The 15258-nt window shown below is 47.1% G+C and carries 22 protein-coding genes; all 22 read left to right on the top strand.

Features of this window, described 5'->3' with window-relative positions; genetic code table 11:
• Window positions 1-2: 2 nt before the first annotated feature.
• The 22 genes from lnt (at window position 3) to rpsH (ending at window position 15257) form a co-directional block, all read left to right on the top strand.
• On the top strand, window positions 3-1697 hold the full coding sequence (lnt, locus tag ELAC_RS02455) for an apolipoprotein N-acyltransferase (RefSeq protein WP_158227786.1): 1695 nt from the start codon (window positions 3-5) through the stop codon (window positions 1695-1697).
• A gap of 485 nt (window positions 1698-2182) precedes the next feature.
• Window positions 2183-3073 (top strand): UDP-3-O-acyl-N-acetylglucosamine deacetylase, encoded by an 891-nt coding sequence (gene lpxC / locus ELAC_RS02460; protein ID WP_098037690.1) that lies wholly within the window; start codon window positions 2183-2185, stop codon window positions 3071-3073.
• Between the two features lie 73 nt (window positions 3074-3146).
• Window positions 3147-3608: a 3-hydroxyacyl-ACP dehydratase FabZ gene (gene fabZ / locus ELAC_RS02465; protein WP_098037691.1), complete on the top strand. Its 462-nt coding sequence runs from the start codon at window positions 3147-3149 to the stop codon at window positions 3606-3608.
• Between the two features lie 22 nt (window positions 3609-3630).
• Entirely contained in the window at window positions 3631-4470 is an 840-nt protein-coding gene (lpxA, locus tag ELAC_RS02470) for an acyl-ACP--UDP-N-acetylglucosamine O-acyltransferase (RefSeq protein ID WP_098037692.1), read from the top strand.
• A gap of 15 nt (window positions 4471-4485) precedes the next feature.
• Window positions 4486-5430 carry a methionyl-tRNA formyltransferase gene (gene fmt, locus ELAC_RS02475; RefSeq protein ID WP_098037693.1) on the top strand — a complete coding sequence of 315 codons (945 nt, stop codon included), beginning with the start codon at window positions 4486-4488 and terminating at the stop codon, window positions 5428-5430.
• Between the two features lie 195 nt (window positions 5431-5625).
• Window positions 5626-6336 (top strand): hypothetical protein, encoded by a 711-nt coding sequence (locus tag ELAC_RS02480; protein ID WP_098037694.1) that lies wholly within the window; start codon window positions 5626-5628, stop codon window positions 6334-6336.
• A 27-nt stretch (window positions 6337-6363) separates the two neighbouring features.
• A complete protein-coding gene (locus tag ELAC_RS02485) occupies window positions 6364-7407 on the top strand; it encodes a hypothetical protein (RefSeq protein WP_098037695.1) in 1044 nt (347 codons plus the stop codon).
• Between the two features lie 81 nt (window positions 7408-7488).
• Window positions 7489-8025, top strand: coding sequence for an SLBB domain-containing protein (locus ELAC_RS02490; protein ID WP_158227787.1), 537 nt, complete (start codon window positions 7489-7491; stop codon window positions 8023-8025).
• A 637-nt stretch (window positions 8026-8662) separates the two neighbouring features.
• The gene (gene rplC / locus ELAC_RS02495; RefSeq protein ID WP_098037697.1) at window positions 8663-9328 is read left to right on the top strand and encodes a 50S ribosomal protein L3; all 666 of its coding nucleotides are present in this window, start codon (window positions 8663-8665) and stop codon (window positions 9326-9328) included.
• Between the two features lie 26 nt (window positions 9329-9354).
• Window positions 9355-10071 carry a 50S ribosomal protein L4 gene (gene rplD, locus ELAC_RS02500; RefSeq protein ID WP_098037736.1) on the top strand — a complete coding sequence of 239 codons (717 nt, stop codon included), beginning with the start codon at window positions 9355-9357 and terminating at the stop codon, window positions 10069-10071.
• Between the two features lie 12 nt (window positions 10072-10083).
• Window positions 10084-10425 carry a 50S ribosomal protein L23 gene (rplW, locus tag ELAC_RS02505; RefSeq protein WP_098037698.1) on the top strand — a complete coding sequence of 114 codons (342 nt, stop codon included), beginning with the start codon at window positions 10084-10086 and terminating at the stop codon, window positions 10423-10425.
• A gap of 22 nt (window positions 10426-10447) precedes the next feature.
• Complete coding sequence (gene rplB, locus ELAC_RS02510; protein WP_098037699.1) at window positions 10448-11290, top strand: 50S ribosomal protein L2; 843 nt, start codon at window positions 10448-10450, stop codon at window positions 11288-11290.
• A gap of 2 nt (window positions 11291-11292) precedes the next feature.
• The gene (rpsS, locus tag ELAC_RS02515) at window positions 11293-11583 is read left to right on the top strand and encodes a 30S ribosomal protein S19 (RefSeq protein WP_098037700.1); all 291 of its coding nucleotides are present in this window, start codon (window positions 11293-11295) and stop codon (window positions 11581-11583) included.
• A 10-nt stretch (window positions 11584-11593) separates the two neighbouring features.
• On the top strand, window positions 11594-11929 hold the full coding sequence (rplV, locus tag ELAC_RS02520; protein WP_098037701.1) for a 50S ribosomal protein L22: 336 nt from the start codon (window positions 11594-11596) through the stop codon (window positions 11927-11929).
• A 10-nt stretch (window positions 11930-11939) separates the two neighbouring features.
• The gene (gene rpsC / locus ELAC_RS02525; RefSeq protein WP_098037702.1) at window positions 11940-12587 is read left to right on the top strand and encodes a 30S ribosomal protein S3; all 648 of its coding nucleotides are present in this window, start codon (window positions 11940-11942) and stop codon (window positions 12585-12587) included.
• A 5-nt stretch (window positions 12588-12592) separates the two neighbouring features.
• On the top strand, window positions 12593-13009 hold the full coding sequence (rplP, locus tag ELAC_RS02530; protein WP_098037737.1) for a 50S ribosomal protein L16: 417 nt from the start codon (window positions 12593-12595) through the stop codon (window positions 13007-13009).
• A 9-nt stretch (window positions 13010-13018) separates the two neighbouring features.
• The gene (rpmC, locus tag ELAC_RS02535; protein WP_098037703.1) at window positions 13019-13222 is read left to right on the top strand and encodes a 50S ribosomal protein L29; all 204 of its coding nucleotides are present in this window, start codon (window positions 13019-13021) and stop codon (window positions 13220-13222) included.
• A gap of 16 nt (window positions 13223-13238) precedes the next feature.
• The gene (gene rpsQ / locus ELAC_RS02540; RefSeq protein WP_098037704.1) at window positions 13239-13487 is read left to right on the top strand and encodes a 30S ribosomal protein S17; all 249 of its coding nucleotides are present in this window, start codon (window positions 13239-13241) and stop codon (window positions 13485-13487) included.
• 53 nt (window positions 13488-13540) lie between these two features.
• Window positions 13541-13909 (top strand): 50S ribosomal protein L14, encoded by a 369-nt coding sequence (rplN, locus tag ELAC_RS02545; RefSeq protein WP_098037705.1) that lies wholly within the window; start codon window positions 13541-13543, stop codon window positions 13907-13909.
• Complete coding sequence (gene rplX, locus ELAC_RS02550) at window positions 13910-14266, top strand: 50S ribosomal protein L24 (RefSeq protein WP_098037706.1); 357 nt, start codon at window positions 13910-13912, stop codon at window positions 14264-14266.
• A gap of 12 nt (window positions 14267-14278) precedes the next feature.
• Window positions 14279-14836, top strand: coding sequence for a 50S ribosomal protein L5 (rplE, locus tag ELAC_RS02555; protein ID WP_098037707.1), 558 nt, complete (start codon window positions 14279-14281; stop codon window positions 14834-14836).
• Window positions 14837-14855: 19 nt separating this feature from the next.
• Window positions 14856-15257 carry a 30S ribosomal protein S8 gene (rpsH, locus tag ELAC_RS02560; protein WP_098037708.1) on the top strand — a complete coding sequence of 134 codons (402 nt, stop codon included), beginning with the start codon at window positions 14856-14858 and terminating at the stop codon, window positions 15255-15257.
• Window position 15258: the final 1 nt, after the last annotated feature.

Genomic DNA, 15258 nt, shown 5'->3' on the forward strand with positions numbered 1-15258 from the left:
CTGTGCGTTACTTTCTTTTTATTCTCTCTGCCCTGATAGTCTCCTTGGGGAATCCCTCTGCGGTTCCCTTGCTGGGCCCTCTGGCGGCTTCAATCGGCTACTCTCTGTTTTTTTTCCTTATTGTTGATGAAGAAAGTAATAAAAAGCGTTTTCTCCTTGGCACACTGTGGTTCGCTTTTGTCTCCTGGATTCAGTATACCTGGGTTTTATCCCACCCCTATTTATACATCTACCCGCTCTATTTTTTGGTCGGCCTTGTCGTTGGAGCGGAGATGGGGTTGCTGTCTCTTTTTGTGAATCGGAAAACCCTTGGAAAGGCAAGCGGAATACTTGCTCTAGCTGGCTTTTGGGTGTTTCTGGAGTGGATACGTCTTTTCTGGCTTGCCGGTCTCTCTTTCAACCCTACGGGAATGGCTCTCGCATCGACGCTGGCTTCCCTGCAGGCAGCCTCTATTGGGGGTGTCTATCTGCTTTCTTTTTTCGTGATGGCGACCAATTGCGCGTTTCTTGCCCTGATCAAAGACAAGTCACTATCTCGCGTCCTGTTTTTTCTTTGCTTACTCGCTTTTCCCTATCTGTATGGATTGACCGCTCTTAGATACCACGAGGGGGAAATGGCGAGTTCTCCGGATCGCAAAGTTGTGCACGCTCTCTTGGTGCAGACCGCGTTCGAGGTGGAGGAGGATAAGGGGTTTCTTCATTTGACCCTGCCTCAAAAGGTGGCATTGGTGACCAAGGAGTGGGAGGAGATAGCCCGCCTTGTAAAGAGCGGGGTGACTAAGGATCTTGACTTGATTGTTCTGCCTGAAAGCGTGATTCCTTTCGCTTCCGGCTCTTGTCTTTTTCCCAAAGAGATTGCCTGTGAAACTTTGAGCTCGATGTTTGAGGTTCCGTTCGGTTCGGCTCAAGTGCGGAAAGAGAAGGGGTTGGCGAAAGATTACCAGATAGACAGCGGTATTTGCACCTTCGTTTGCAACGGCTATTTTGCGCAGGGTATTGCCAATCAGGCAAACGCAGCGGTCCTCATAGGCATGGAGCACATAGAAGAAGTTCAGGGCGAAAGAGCTTTTTTTAGCTCTGCTCTCCTTTATCACCCTGAAGGGGAAAACACCGCTGCAACAGAGCCATACAGATATGATAAACAGGTATTGGTTCCAATGGCGGAGTACATCCCGTTTGGATGGTTAAGGGAGGCGGCGGAACATTATGGGGTATTTGGGTCTTTTACACCGGGGTGTGGTGCTAAGTTGTTTGTTATTAATAAAATAAACTTCGGTGTGAGCATTTGCTATGATGAAACGTTCGGATCCATTGTGCGGCAGATTCGCTCGTCGGGGGCTGAGGTTTTAGTCAATTTGACCAACGATGGCTGGTATCCGGATTCTTCCTTGCCGAGGCAGCACTTTGATCTTGCTGTCCTTCGAGCCGTGGAGAATGGGGCGCCCGTACTGCGTGCTTGTAATACAGGAATCACTTGCGCCATCGATAGTCTGGGCAGGCCAGTCGCTATTTTAGGGGAAACAGGGAGTGAGCAGCAAAATTTAAGGGCGGCTCTGCCTGTCACTCTTCCAGTCTATACATACGATACTTTGTACACTAAAACAGGGGATGCACTGATCCTATTGATCAGTTTGGCGGCCATAGGTTTCTTCAGTCTTCAATTTTTTATTTCAAGTGCACGAAATAAAGAACGATAATTCTTTTATTGATAGAGTCGGCATTTCTTTGTGATTTTATCAACTCCTGTAGTGGTAAGTTTTGTTTTTTAGGTGTACTGGAGATGTCTTCTTGCTTCTTGATATCAAACCAGCTTTACTGTAGTCTTTACCGAAAGGCGGATTAATACCGAAAACAACTTGCCAATCAGCTCTTTACCTCAAACGTAAAGGCCCCTTAGAGAGGGTCCGCAAACTGAAATGGTACGATTTGTTTGCGCCATAGAGTTGTAAGATTCGAAAAGAATTTCAGTATATTAATCCAATATTCTGAAGATTTTTTCGAAGCTTATAACCCTATGGGCAGCAAAGCATACTGATTTGAGTTCGAGGAAAGTCTCGTAGGGCTAAATGCTGTGTTCTTTCATGTCGATCGCCGTGATTTGTGGCTGGGAACGAAGCGTTGCTTATTTGAGTTTTAGTGAAATTATTGGACTTTTTTTATACTCTTTCCGGATTTGATGTAGATGATAGAAGCGATCACGATCCAAAAATCGGCACAGCCTCAGCGCACTCTTAAAAAAGAGGTGCACTTTTCCGGGATCGGAATTCACACAGGAAGGCTAGTCTCCATACGATTCGTCCCCGCCGCTGCTGGGAAAGGAATTGTGTTTAAAAGAGTTGACTTGCCGGGACAGCCCGAGATACCGGCGCTCGTTGAATATGCTGCCGAAACTGCGCGTAGCACTTCCATCGGCTTGGATTCCATCCGCATTCACACGGTAGAGCATGTTTTGGCGGCGATCCACGCCAACAGGATTCATAATCTCACGATTGAGCTGACCAATATCGAACCTCCTGTAGGCAACGGCAGCTCCGATGTGTTTGTCGAGATGATCGAGCAGGCGGGAATTGAGGAGTTGGACAGTCCTGAATTTTGCCTATCAGTCCAACAACCGATCTATCACTCGGAAAAAGATATTCACGTAGTGGCGCTTCCGGGCTCCGGATTCAAGGTGAGCTATACTCTCGATTACCCTGAGACACCTGCGATCAAGTCCCAGTATCGCTCATTCGATATTACTGCCGAATCCTTCAAAAAGGAGATCGCTTCCTGCCGCACATTCGCTTTGTATGAGGAAGTGGCGACGTTAATGGATAGGGGGCTTATCAAGGGCGGAAGCCTGGATAATGCCGTCATGATTAAAGGAGATGCCATTTTCAGCAAGGGAGGGCTTTTTTTTCCGGACGAGATGGTAAGGCATAAAATTTTAGATCTGATAGGCGATTTGACGTTGGTGGGGTATCCGATCAACGCCCACATTATTGCCATCCGTTCGGGGCACGCAGCTAATGTGGCTCTGGCTAAAAAATTAATAGGTTCCCTGCGAGAGGTTCAAAGCGGGATCAGCCGATAGTGAAGATCGTTAAATCCGTTTCTTCATTGGAGGCGCCTTTGGATATGGGTCATTTGTTGTAAGTGAGGTATGCATGAGTCAGTTTTCGATGCCCATGAGTATAAAAGATATCGCGAAAGTTTTGCCGCATCGGTATCCGTTTCTTCTGATCGATCGTATCATCCGCTGCGACCTTGAAAAAGGAGAGGTGGAAGCGATTAAGAATCTCACCATTAACGAAGCTTTTTTTCAGGGGCATTTCCCGGGAGCGCCGATCATGCCTGGGGTTTTGATTCTCGAAGCTTTAGCGCAAGCGGGTGGAGTCTTAGTTTACCAGCGTGCCAACCCCGATGTGCCGAAGATTGCGGTGCTGCTCAATATCAACGGTGCTAAATTCAGGAGCCCGGCAAAGCCCGGAGATCAACTGAGGCTTGTTTGCAAAGGGTTGCATTTTAGCGGTAAAGGCGGCAAGGTTCAGGCGACCGCATATGTCGAAGATAAAATCGCCGTTGAAGCCGAAATCGGCTTCGCCTTAGTCGAAGAGAAACTGATATAATCATCCATTTTCAGGATCAACAATGAGTCAACGCAACATTCATCCTACAGCGATCATAGAGCCCGGAGCCATTCTTGGACAGGGTGTCACGATTGAGCCTTATGCTATCATTAAAGAAAATGTGGTTTTAAGGGACAATGTCACAATCAAAGCGCACGTCTATATCGACGGCCATACAACGATTGGAGAGGGGACAACTATCTATCCTTCGGCATCGATTGGAACGAAAACACAGGATCTGAAGTTCAAGGGTGAAAAAACCTTTGTCAGAATCGGTAAACACTGCGAAATCCGCGAGTTCGTTACCATCAACTCCTCGACGCAGGAAAATTCTGTGGTGGAAGTGGGAGATAACTGCCTTTTGATGGCATATTGCCACGTTGCCCACAACTGCCGTGTAGGAAACAGAGTCATCATGAGCAACGGCGCTACCCTTGCGGGACATGTTGATGTCGGTGACAATGCCATTATCGGTGGAATTACACCCATCCATCAGTTTGTCTCCATAGGCCGCAATTCCATGGTGGGCGGCATGAGCCGGATCACGCACGATATTCCGCCATTTACACTGGGCGGAGGGATTCCATTCAAATATGGGGGTCTGAACATCATCGGTCTCAAGAGGGCTGGGTATTCCCTCCAAGTAAGGCAGGAGCTCTCGCGTGCGTTTAAGCTGGTGTTCCGCTCCAGGTTAAAACTCGAAGAGTCGCTTGCCCGCTGTGAAGAAGAGCTTGAACCATTGGATGAGGTCGTTCACTTCATTCAGTTCTGTAAAGCTTCCAAGCGCGGACTGATGGGGCAGCAGGGGATCACCCGAGAGCAGGGAGATCAGTTAGAGCCGCAGACAGCTATGCAATCTTAAACGGAAGGTAGTTTAGTGCGCGTCGTTTTCTTTGGTACCCCCGATATCGCTGCTTTTGTTTTGCGTCATCTGCAGGCGCAGGGAGTAGAGGTGGTAGCCGTTGTCAGCAAGCCCGATAAGCCGAAAGGCCGTTCGATGAAGCTTCAGCCGACACCTGTCAGGGTAGCTGCTGAAGAGCTTAATTTACCCCTTTTGCAACCGGAAAAAGCGTCAGATCCTCAATTTATAGAAGCTCTTAAAGAGCTGAAGCCCGACCTCTTTGCAGTTGTCGCTTATGGTGAGATTGTCAAGCAAGCAGTGTTGGACATTCCCGCGGTGGCCGCGATCAACATGCATGCCAGCTTGCTGCCGGAATACCGCGGCGCAGCGCCTATGCAGAGAGCTCTTCTGGACGGGAAGGAGGAAACCGGCGTAACCATCATGCATATGGTGAGGAAAATGGATGCCGGACCGATAATTGCCCAAGAGAAAATACCGGTACCCTCCGATATGAACTTAGGTCAATTGGAGAAGGTGATGGGCGAAGTGGGCGCTAAGCTTCTTGCGGATGTGATTAAACAATTCGAAATGGGCGCTCCGGCCTCTTCTGAGCAAGAGGAATCGAGTGCGACGCTGGCTCCCAAAATTGAGGGAGCGGAATGTCGGCTCGACTTTTCCAAGAGTGCAGCATGCCTGCATAATCTGATCCGTGCCCTGAGCCCTGAGCCGGGTGCCTTTTTCTTCGCGCAGATCCGGGGTGAGCAGTTCGTCGTCAAGGTGTACCGCTCTGCTGTGATTAAAGAGGAGGGAGAGCCTGGGACTGTTGTTCTCCCCGGTAAAGGAAGAGTTTTGATCCGCTGCGGGCGCAATACCCTCGAAATTTTAGAGCTCCAGACTGCAGGGCGTAAACGCCTGCCTGCCAAAGAATGGGTTTCCGGCCTTATGGGCGGAAGCTTCGAGATTATCTCCGACGCGCTTTAACCCCCCCCCTCCTTTGTTTCTCGTCTGTTGTATGAATTAATTTTTAATTTATACGTCGTTTGCTTCTTTCATTTGTTTTAATGGTTGTTGTGGGCTTGAATTTTTCAAATTCAAGCCTAGTAGCCTATCCGGATTGTCTTTACTAAAACTTTATAGTTGTGCTATAATAAGATTCTTTAAAATTAGAGGTTAACGATGACAACGATAACTGCAGGGTATCCCCAAGTCTATCAGCCTGGGTTTGGCGAGAAGGTTTTAGAGGGTGCTCAAGCGATCAAGAAGGATGGTAACGCTTTTTATTCAGCCTTGAAGTTTAGCAACTATGCGTTCATGGGTGCTGAATATGCGTTGGGAAACAAGCAGCCATTTACCTATACGCTCCAAAAAATTGGTGGCGGTCTCTCGATTATAGACGCGATGGATCTTTTCAGTTCCCTGCACTATTGGATTAATGGCGATTTCAAGAACGACACTTTTTTTGGCGTAGGAGCTAACGCCTCGCTGACCGTCGCAGCAGTAGGCGGATTCGTTCTTTGGCTTGGCGAGCTTGGCTTTTTAGCTCTTGGAGAGATTGCTGCATTGATTGGTAATACGCCCGTCATAGGAGGCGCATTTCAGGCGCTTGCAGAAGTGGGGCTTGGCAATATGGTCGGCGGTCTTGCGGCGGTGGGTTTTGGCTTTTTAGCGGCAGACGCGGTTAAAAACATTATCGACGCAGATAACGGAGCTAAGAGGACCAAAGCGATCTTTGACCTGATCAGTTCGGTTGCTTATGTTGCTCTCTATACGCTGCTTTTAATTCCAGGCATTTGCGTGCCGGCGATTGCGGCGTTGGGAGTTGTGGCTTCGGGGTTCGGTTTAACGAGCTTCCTTTATAAGCACTTTAATCAGAAAGAATTTGTTTAACAGAATATCAATTTATAAGAGGTACATATGTCAGTTGTGCTTAAGCCGTTTGAGTGGATCACTGGATTTGGCAGCGATGTGAAGAAGAGCACGGGAACACTCGATTCTTTCAGCAAAGTGGTTTCCAATGGATGGAAAGCTATCGAGGTTGGTGCACAGGTTTCCAATCCTGCAATCAAAAATGTCATGAAGCAGTTTGGCGCGTTTTCCGGTTTGGTTGGCGCTTTGAATATCGTCGACAGAGGATATGAGTGGTTTTCCCCAAAGAAAAGAGAAGATTGGACATGGCAGAAATATGTTAGCCAGAGCGCTTTGACAGTAAGTCACGGCCTTGAGTTCTCCAGCTTTCTCCATAATGCAGGTGCGATCAACTTAGGTTCTTTCATATCACCGATCGCTCCAGGGGTAGTACCGTTGGAAGTTGTGAAAAACACTTTCTACATCCCAGCATCGTTCTTTGGGATTTGGCACTCCGCCATCTCGATGGGCAAGCAAGATGCAAAAGTGGCTTCCTTGGAAGGCAAGGTGCAGAAGTGGACTGACAGAATGCAGTCTGCTGCAGCTGACAAAGATAAGTTTTTGGACGAAGTTGCAAGGGCGAAATTGCAGGTTTTAGGAGATGAAATCGGCAATATCAAAAGTAGAGCGGATGCTGATGGCAATCTGGATGATGCCGACACGAGATTGGTAGCAAAACTGGAAAACCGCCAAAGAAGATGGACTGTTTATGTCGAGCAGCTTGAAAATGGCGAAGAAAGCGCAACGTTGAACGGTGACTGTCAGAAGAAAATCGACGGCTACAACGCAAACGTTGATATCGAAAAGCAGAACAGCGGCAAAGTCAAGACGAAAGAGTGGCTTGGCATCGCAAACAACGTAGGTAAGCTTGTGCTTGGTATTTTGGGCCTTGTTGCCTTGTTCGTAGGTTTTGCGGCCTCCACTGTGTTTGTCGCTTCATTCGCAGCCGGCTGGTTTGCAACCCATACGCTTAACTTGGCGAAGAGCCTTTATGAGGAAAGAAATAGGCCACAGTCCTATCGTAAACCTCACTTAGATCCAGTCGCCGTCTAAGGTAAAAGCGCTTCTCTGTGAAGTAAAAACCCGTTTCGGATATAGTCCGGAATGGGTTTTTTTATTTTTAGGGTAATGAATATGAAAACAGATGTTGATAAAACGCTTCTTTGGAAAAGAGAGTGGACCGCCCTGTCGGTATTTGCTGCATTCATCATGGCAGTGATCGCTATTTCATATGTCGAAGAGAGGGAAAAATCCGCCTGGCTGCTTGAAACAGATGGAGCGGCAATTAATGTTTATGTAGAGGGTGCTGTGGACTCTCCGGGGATTCATCGCTTAGCGACGGGTGCAAAGCTGGCAGAGGTGCTGCAAGAGGCTGGAGTAAAGCCCGAAGGCAGGGTGGATGGCTGGAACTTGGCAAGGGTAGTCGCAGATGGTGAGCGTATCGTTGTTAAAGAGCGTAAAATGATCTCGATCGTTCTGATTTACCCTGGTGGGAAAAGAAAAAGCAAGGCGGTGCCCAAAGGAATGAGAGTGGCTGACCTCACCCGACATCTTGCGCTGGAGGAGTATGTAGTGGTCTGGGGCGAAAAAAAAAGAAAGCAGTTGAGAGAGGGTGATGAGGTCGTGCTTAAGCGGATTGCAATGCAGCAGGAAGTGGAAAAGGAGCTGTAAACTACCGAGAATTTGTTACTAAAGTTCAGTATGGCTGCATTGAGAGCATTGCCCGTTTGAAAGATTGCCGGCCGGCTCGAAATTACAATATTTGGTGACTTGCACTTTTTCGATCGTGAGCAATTTTCCTTTTCTCGAAACCAAATTTCCGTGGCGCATGCGCTATAGCGCGATTTCGTAAATTTCATCCTAGAGTGCTTGTGGCCTAGACTTTAGACTAGTTGAAGCGCTTTGCTCGTAGGGGACTAGCAACAAGAAACAATGGCTGCGGCTATCGTTGATTATAAATCAAGAAGTTTATGATTTATCAACTTAAGAATTAGCGGATTAAAAGAGGCGAGTGGATTGTAATGCCTGTCTCGCCGGTAGTCGGCCTGTGGTTTTGCAGGTGGCACAGGTTGAATAGGTTAACAAAGCATCTCTCAAAAAGTTGTCAGGGATATTCTCTCTGATTTTCTCTTGTGATAAATAACTTAGTCTGTTAAGCTGTACCTTTCGACAAAAAAAATGCTCATTTTTTTGGGCATCTTCCCTTATGAAACCGCTGGCAAGAGCGTGCTTCGTGCGCAACTTGACACACGGTACAAAGGTAATTTCGAAAACAAAATCTCACAGATGTGAATATTAGGGATTTCATATGACACTCAAATTGATGGGACGAAAGCGTGGAATGGTCCAGCTTTTTGATAAAGACGGCAATGCTGTGCCATGCACTGCAATTGAATTTTCAAAAAATATCGTCGTCCAAGTGAAGAATGAAGAGACGGATGGATATTCTGCGGTTCAGCTCGGCTATGAAGAAGTCGTAGCTAACGATCCGCGCCGCAAAGAGGCGAGAACAAAGAAGCCTCTGCGAGGTCATTTTAAAAAACACGGTGTAGAAGCGAGAAAACACCTGAAAGAAACCCGTGTTGAAGACAGTTCTGCCTATCAGTCAGGACAAGAAATTGGAGTGGAAGCATTCCAAGGCCTGACTCATGTCGATGTGACAGGCACATCGAAAGGAAAAGGTTTCCAGGGTGTAATGAAGAAGCATAACTATGCTGGGGGACCTGCATCCCACGGTGCTTCGCAGTTTCACCGTTCAAGGGGATCTCAGGGTATGAGATCTACACCCGGCCGTTGTATACCGGGTATAGGTCAAGCGAGCCATATGGGCGATATTCAAGTCACATTGCAGAATCTGAGGATTGTAGAGATCCTTCCTGAAGAGCAAGTTTTGCTCGTCGAGGGAGCGGTTCCTGGTCCGACTGATGCTCTTGTGTATGTGACGCAAGCCAAGAAGAAAAACAAGGCAGCCTAATTCGCAACAGTTGAATGGAGAAAAACGTGTCAACGCTAAAGAAATTTAAGTTGGACGGCCAAGAGGTAGGCACTGTTAACATCAGTCCTCAGCTTGCAGAAGCCGAAGCCAACACGCAGATGATTAAAGACTACATCGTGGCAATTCGCGAAAACCAGCGCCAGTGGTCCGCAAGCACCAAAGGTCGCTCCGAAGTAGTGCACACAACCAAGAAGCCGTACAAGCAGAAAGGAACAGGGAACGCGAGACAAGGTTCTTTGGTTTCCCCACAGTTCCGAGGCGGCGGTATCGTGCATGGTCCTAAGCCGAAGTTCGACCAGCACGTCCGAATTAACAAGAAAGAAAAGAAAGCAGCAATCCGCGCTTTGATCGGTGAAAAAATCAGAAGCGGTAACCTTCATGTTGTAGACAGCTTTAACCTGGATGCTCCTAAGACAAAAACTGTCGCAGGTTTCCTGGGTAAGATGAACACAACAGGCCGCGTCCTCTTCTTGGGCGAAGGCGAGTGGGCTGAGTTCGAAGCTGAAAGCGAAAAAATCCGCGTCAGCGTTCGCTGTGAAAAGCACGACAATTTTATCAAGAGCATGAGGAATATCCCAAAAGCTCGTTTTTCTCTTGCGCAAAATATCAGCGGATATGATGTCATCGTCGCAAAAGATCTTTATATGACAGAAGCAGCTTTGAAAGAAATCGAAGCATGGCTCTGTCAAGATGACGAGAAATCAAGCTCGAAAAAAGGGTAGGGGATTTAAACTATGGCAACGAGAAAAAACGATCCTTTTGCGATTATTAAGCATCTCCATGTAACGGAGAAGTCCAAAGTGCTGCAAGAACTTAAAAATGCAAGCAGCAATCCGTCCGTAAAAAGGTGCGAGTCACCCAAGTACGTCTTTATTGTAGATAAGACTGCCAACAAGCAAGAGATCAAGCAAGCGGTAGAAGAGATCTACAAAGAGAAAAATATTAAAGTGATGAAGGTCAACACAATCCAAGTGAAGAGCAAAGCCAGAAGAGTGCGCGGCCGCGAAGGCATGACAGCGTCATTCAAGAAGGCGGTTGTCACCCTGGATGTGGGCGACAGCATTGAAGTGGTATAACTGCTGAAGTAAGGAAAAACGTATGTTGAAGAAATTTCGACCCATTACCCCTGGTACAAGGCAGTTAGTATTGCCACAAAACGAGACTCTCACCAAAAAACCAGGCAGAAGAGTCACTGTCGATCCGTGCAAGAGCTTGTTGGTTCCTAAAACGCGCACCAACGGACGAAACAATCATGGCCACATCACCTGCCGTCACAAGGGCGGAGGCCATAAGAGAAAATATAGAATTATCGACTTCGCAAGGACAAAAGAAAATATCCCTGCAAAAGTTGCTTCCATCGAATACGATCCAAACAGATCGAGCTATATCGCGCTTCTCCACTATGTTGATGGCGAAAAGAGATATATCATCGCTCCAGAAGGTCTTAAAGTTGGCGATACAGTTCAGACGAGCAGCGAGCCTCCATTTGCGGTAGGTATCTGCATGCGCCTGAAAGATATGCCACTGGGTTCGATCATCCATAACATCGAGATGCGTCCAGAGCAAGGCGCCAGATTGGTCAGATCCGCAGGTCTCTCAGCCCAGTTGATGGCGAGAAGCGGCGGCTACGCAACGATCAGGATGCCCTCCGGTGAAGTCCGTCTCATCAACGAAGAGTGCAGAGCGACGTTTGGACAGGTTTCCAATTCCGAGCATAATCTCCGCGTTGAAGGTAAAGCGGGACGTATGCGCTGGAAAGGTGTCCGTCCGACAGTTCGTGGTACAGTCATGAACCCGGTCGATCACCCGCACGGCGGCGGCGAAGGTAAGAGCAAGGGTAACCATCCGCAGACTCCCTGGTCTCAGTACACGAGAGGATTCAAGACAAGATCCCTCAAGAAGTCAAGCAAACTTATCATTAAAGATCGAAGGAAGAAGTAACGATGGGAAGATCGCTAAAGAAAGGTCCCTTTGTTGACCATCACCTGCTCAAGAAAGTGGAAGTAATGAACGAAAAGGGTGACAAAAAGCCCATTAAGACGTGGTCCAGAAGATCGATGATCATTCCCGAAATGATTGGACATACGTTCGATGTGCACAACGGTAAAAAATTCATTACCGTTTACGTGACAGACAACATGGTCGGTCACAGGCTCGGTGAATTTTCACCTACCCGAATTTTTAAAGGGCACCCAATTAAGAAGCAAGAGGGCGCCTCCTCTTCAGCTAAATAGGCGGTAAATCATGACTTCTGCAAAAGCAATAACAAAATACGTAAGAATTAGCCCAAGAAAAATCAGGTTAGCTGCCGGGCTGATCAGGAACCTTCCGGTTGAAGAGGCTTCTTTTCAGCTGCAAGTTGCAAACAGCAAAGGCGGCAAGCTGCTTAAAAAAACTTTGGATAGCGCCGTGGCGAATGCTGAAACACAGCATGACTTGAAGCGCGAAGAAATGAAAGTGATTGAAGTGCGTGTTGATGAAGGCCCTCGTATTAAGAGAGCAAGACCGCGCAGCCGTGGCTCCCGTCACCCCATCCAAAAGAAAACAAGCCACCTGACCGTTGTCGTAGGAAAAGAATAAGGAGAACGCAGTGGGACAAAAAGTCAATCCGATCGGTTTACGCTTAATCCGAAACAAAAATTGGCGCTCAAAGTGGTTTGCTAACAAGCAAGAGTTCGGTGCTCTTCTGATAGAAGACCATAAACTGCGCGAATACCTGAAGAAAAAACCTGCTTGTCAGGGTGCTTCTAACATCGTCATCAAAAGAATGAGCGGTAAGATCGAAGTTACGATCTGCACGGCAAGACCTGGTCTTGTCATTGGCAAAAAAGGTTCAGAAATTGACATTCTGAAAGCTGAACTCTCCAAGCTGACTGGAAAGGAAGTTTGGGTTGAAGTTGAAGAAATCAAGAGACCTGACCTCGATGCGAAGATCGTTGCAGACGGTATCGCGAAGCAGCTCGAAAGAAGGATCCCCTTCCGAAGAGCGATGAAGAAAGCAATCCAGCAGTCGAGAGACGCAGGCGCATTGGGAATTAAAGTCCAGTGTTCCGGACGACTTGGAGGCGCTGAGATCGCTAGAACTGAGTGGTACAAAGAGGGAAGCATTCCTCTCCACACACTAAGAGCCGATATCGATTTTGCAAGAGGAAGAGCTGAAACGACATACGGAAGCATCGGTGTCAAAGTTTGGATCAACCGAGGCGAAGACGACCGTATCAAGAAGGAGGTTGCATAGCCATGGTGATGATGCCAAAAAAAACTAAGCACCGCAAGGCGCAGAAAGGCCAAAGAAGAGGTCTTAGCAAAGGCGGTAATTTTATCGAATTCGGCGAATTCGGCATCCAGGCACTCGACAGAGGCTGGCTGACAGGTCAGCAAATCGAGGCTTGCAGGGTAGCTATCAACAGACACTTCCAGCGTAAAGGGAAGGTCTGGATCAGAGTATTCCCTGACAAACCTGTTTCCAAAAAACCTGCTGAAGTCAGGATGGGAAAAGGTAAAGGTAACGTCGACCATTGGGTAGCCGTTATCAGGCCCGGAAGAGTCCTGTTTGAAGTCGCGAACGTTCCTAAGGAAGAAGCGCAAGACGCTCTCCGCAGAGCCGCTGCCAAGCTGGGAATCAAGACGCGCTTTGTAGAACGAGTAGAAGTAGTTTAAGAGGTTGAAATGTTAAAAGCTAAAGATCTCAGAGATAAGTCGCTTGATGAGCTGAAAGCCGATGTGATCGATATGAGAAAAGAACTCTTTGCATGGGTTAACGATGCAAAGCAATCGAAAAAAATTGATCAGCCAAGCTTTGCGAAAAATAAACGCAGAGAGATAGCAAGAGTCCTTACGGTGATCCGTGAAAAGGAACTCGAAATTAGGTAAGGTGAAAGAGGTCATCATGGATTCTACTCGGGATAATAAAAGAAAAGTTAAACAAGGGATCGTCATCTCTAACAAGATGCAAAAGACGGTCGTGGTATCGGTTGAGAGGGTAACGCGCCATCCTCGTTATGAGAAAGTAATTACGCTCAGAAAGAAGTATTACGCTCATCATGAAGGCAGCCCCCTTGAGATCGGCCAGAAAGTGACAATACAAGAAACGCGCCCCCTGTCAAAGCTAAAGCGCTGGCGAGTAGTGGCTGAATAGCCCTGACAACTCTTTGACAAGACGCTAAAAGAAAATGATCGGAGTTTAAAGATATGATTCAACAAGAATCGATACTCGAAGTCGCCGACAACACGGGTGCAAAGCGTGTGAAGTGCTTCAAAGTATTAGGCGGCTCGAAGAGACGCTACGCTCAAGTAGGCGATGTGATTGTCTGTTCCGTAAAGGCAGCAACACCAGACGGGAGCGTAAAAAAAGGCGAAGTCGTGAAATGCGTAATCATTAGAACGACAACATACATCAAGCGTAAAGACGGATCAAAAATCAGATTTGATTCCAACAGCTGCGTATTGATTGACGATAAACAAAACCCGCGTGGTACGCGTATTTTTGGACCTGTCGCTAGGGAAGTTAAGGACAAGGGCTATCTAAAAATTGCGTCTTTGGCGCCGGAGGTTATCTAAATGAAAGCTGCAGAAACGACACGAACAAAAAAAATCCGCGTAGGTGATTTGGTTGTAGCTATCGCTGGCAACAACAAAGGCCAAACGGGAAAAGTTCTGAAAGTATTAGGGGACAAAGCGATCGTCCAGGGCTTCAACATTAAAAAGAAGCATGTAAGAAAATCGCAACAAAATCCCCAGGGAAAAATTTTAGAATTGGAAAAGCCGGTGCATCTTTCCAATCTTCAAGTCTCTGACGAAGAAGGAAAGCCGCTGAAGCTGAAAGCACGATTGAACGATAATACCGACAAAGAATTAGTATATCGCGATGGCAAAGATGTAAAAGTCTATCGTTCAGTTAAAAAACACAACATTTAAACGAGATAAAAGATGTCGCGTCTAAAGAAAAGATATGAAAGTCAAATAAAAAGCGCGCTGAACGAAAAGTATCAGTACGCTAATCCGATGATGATCCCCAAGATGGACAAGGTCGTCATCAGCATGGGTATCGCCGAGGCGTCCAAGGACAAGAATGCGGTGCAAGACTGTCTTAATGAAATGACGATGATTTCCGGGCAGAAGCCCATTTTGATCAAATCGACTAAATCGATCTCCAACTTCAAGTTGAGAGAAGGACAGCCGATTGGTATCAAAGTGACGCTGCGTGGAAAGCGTCTTTATGATTTCATGGACAGGTTTTTCAACGTTGTTTGCCCCCGTATTAAAGACTTTAGGGGCTTTAACCCGAAGGGCGACGGCAAAGGCAACTATTCGCTGGGTATTGATGACCAGCAGATCTTTCCTGAAGTCGACTTAGACGAAGTGAAGAGAACACAAGGGATGAACATCACCTTTGTTACCACTGCCAAAACCGATGATGAATGCATCGAGTTGTTGAGATGGCTTGGTCTTCCATTTAAAAACTTGCCCGTCGTAGTACCAGCATAAGATATAAGGAGAGAGTCTCATGGCATTAAGCGATCCAATAGCTGATTTTCTGACAAGAGTTAGAAACGGTAGTACAGCAGAAAGACGCTATGTTGACGTAAGCTGGAGCAAAATGAACGAAAACCTTTGTGAGATCTTCAAAGCCCAAGGGTTCATTGACAACTTCATCGTACGTAAAGAAAGCGAAACACGCGGTACAATTAGAGTATTCCTGAAATATTCCGAACAGAGAAAACCTGTTATTAAAGGACTGGAAAGAATTTCCAAACCCGGTCTCAGGAAATACGTCAAGTCCGACGAAATCCCCAACTTCTATGGCGGATACGGACTGGCAATCGTATCGACTTCCCAAGGCGTAATGCCCGGTTTGGAAGCGAAACAGCGCCGCATTGGCGGTGAACTATTGTGCAAGATTTGGTAAT

This window comes from Estrella lausannensis, from assembly GCF_900000175.1.
GTDB classification, from domain to species: Bacteria; Chlamydiota; Chlamydiia; order Chlamydiales; family Criblamydiaceae; genus Estrella; species Estrella lausannensis.

Excerpts from the sequence above, each read along its gene's own strand:
- ELAC_RS02480 (WP_098037694.1), top strand. The coding sequence starts at position 5,626 with ATGACAACGATAACTGCAGGGTATCCCCAAGTCTATCAGCCTGGGTTT.
- rpmC (WP_098037703.1), top strand. The coding sequence starts at position 13,019 with ATGTTAAAAGCTAAAGATCTCAGAGATAAGTCGCTTGATGAGCTGAAA.
- rplN (WP_098037705.1), top strand. The coding sequence starts at position 13,541 with ATGATTCAACAAGAATCGATACTCGAAGTCGCCGACAACACGGGTGCA.
- rplW (WP_098037698.1), top strand. The coding sequence starts at position 10,084 with ATGGCAACGAGAAAAAACGATCCTTTTGCGATTATTAAGCATCTCCAT.
- fabZ (WP_098037691.1), top strand. The coding sequence starts at position 3,147 with ATGAGTCAGTTTTCGATGCCCATGAGTATAAAAGATATCGCGAAAGTT.
- lpxC (WP_098037690.1), top strand. The coding sequence starts at position 2,183 with ATGATAGAAGCGATCACGATCCAAAAATCGGCACAGCCTCAGCGCACT.
- rplV (WP_098037701.1), top strand. The coding sequence starts at position 11,594 with ATGACTTCTGCAAAAGCAATAACAAAATACGTAAGAATTAGCCCAAGA.
- rpsH (WP_098037708.1), top strand. The coding sequence starts at position 14,856 with ATGGCATTAAGCGATCCAATAGCTGATTTTCTGACAAGAGTTAGAAAC.
- lpxA (WP_098037692.1), top strand. The coding sequence starts at position 3,631 with ATGAGTCAACGCAACATTCATCCTACAGCGATCATAGAGCCCGGAGCC.
- rpsQ (WP_098037704.1), top strand. The coding sequence starts at position 13,239 with ATGGATTCTACTCGGGATAATAAAAGAAAAGTTAAACAAGGGATCGTC.
- rplB (WP_098037699.1), top strand. The coding sequence starts at position 10,448 with ATGTTGAAGAAATTTCGACCCATTACCCCTGGTACAAGGCAGTTAGTA.
- rplX (WP_098037706.1), top strand. The coding sequence starts at position 13,910 with ATGAAAGCTGCAGAAACGACACGAACAAAAAAAATCCGCGTAGGTGAT.
- ELAC_RS02485 (WP_098037695.1), top strand. The coding sequence starts at position 6,364 with ATGTCAGTTGTGCTTAAGCCGTTTGAGTGGATCACTGGATTTGGCAGC.
- rplC (WP_098037697.1), top strand. The coding sequence starts at position 8,663 with ATGACACTCAAATTGATGGGACGAAAGCGTGGAATGGTCCAGCTTTTT.
- ELAC_RS02490 (WP_158227787.1), top strand. The coding sequence starts at position 7,489 with ATGAAAACAGATGTTGATAAAACGCTTCTTTGGAAAAGAGAGTGGACC.
- rplE (WP_098037707.1), top strand. The coding sequence starts at position 14,279 with ATGTCGCGTCTAAAGAAAAGATATGAAAGTCAAATAAAAAGCGCGCTG.
- rpsS (WP_098037700.1), top strand. The coding sequence starts at position 11,293 with ATGGGAAGATCGCTAAAGAAAGGTCCCTTTGTTGACCATCACCTGCTC.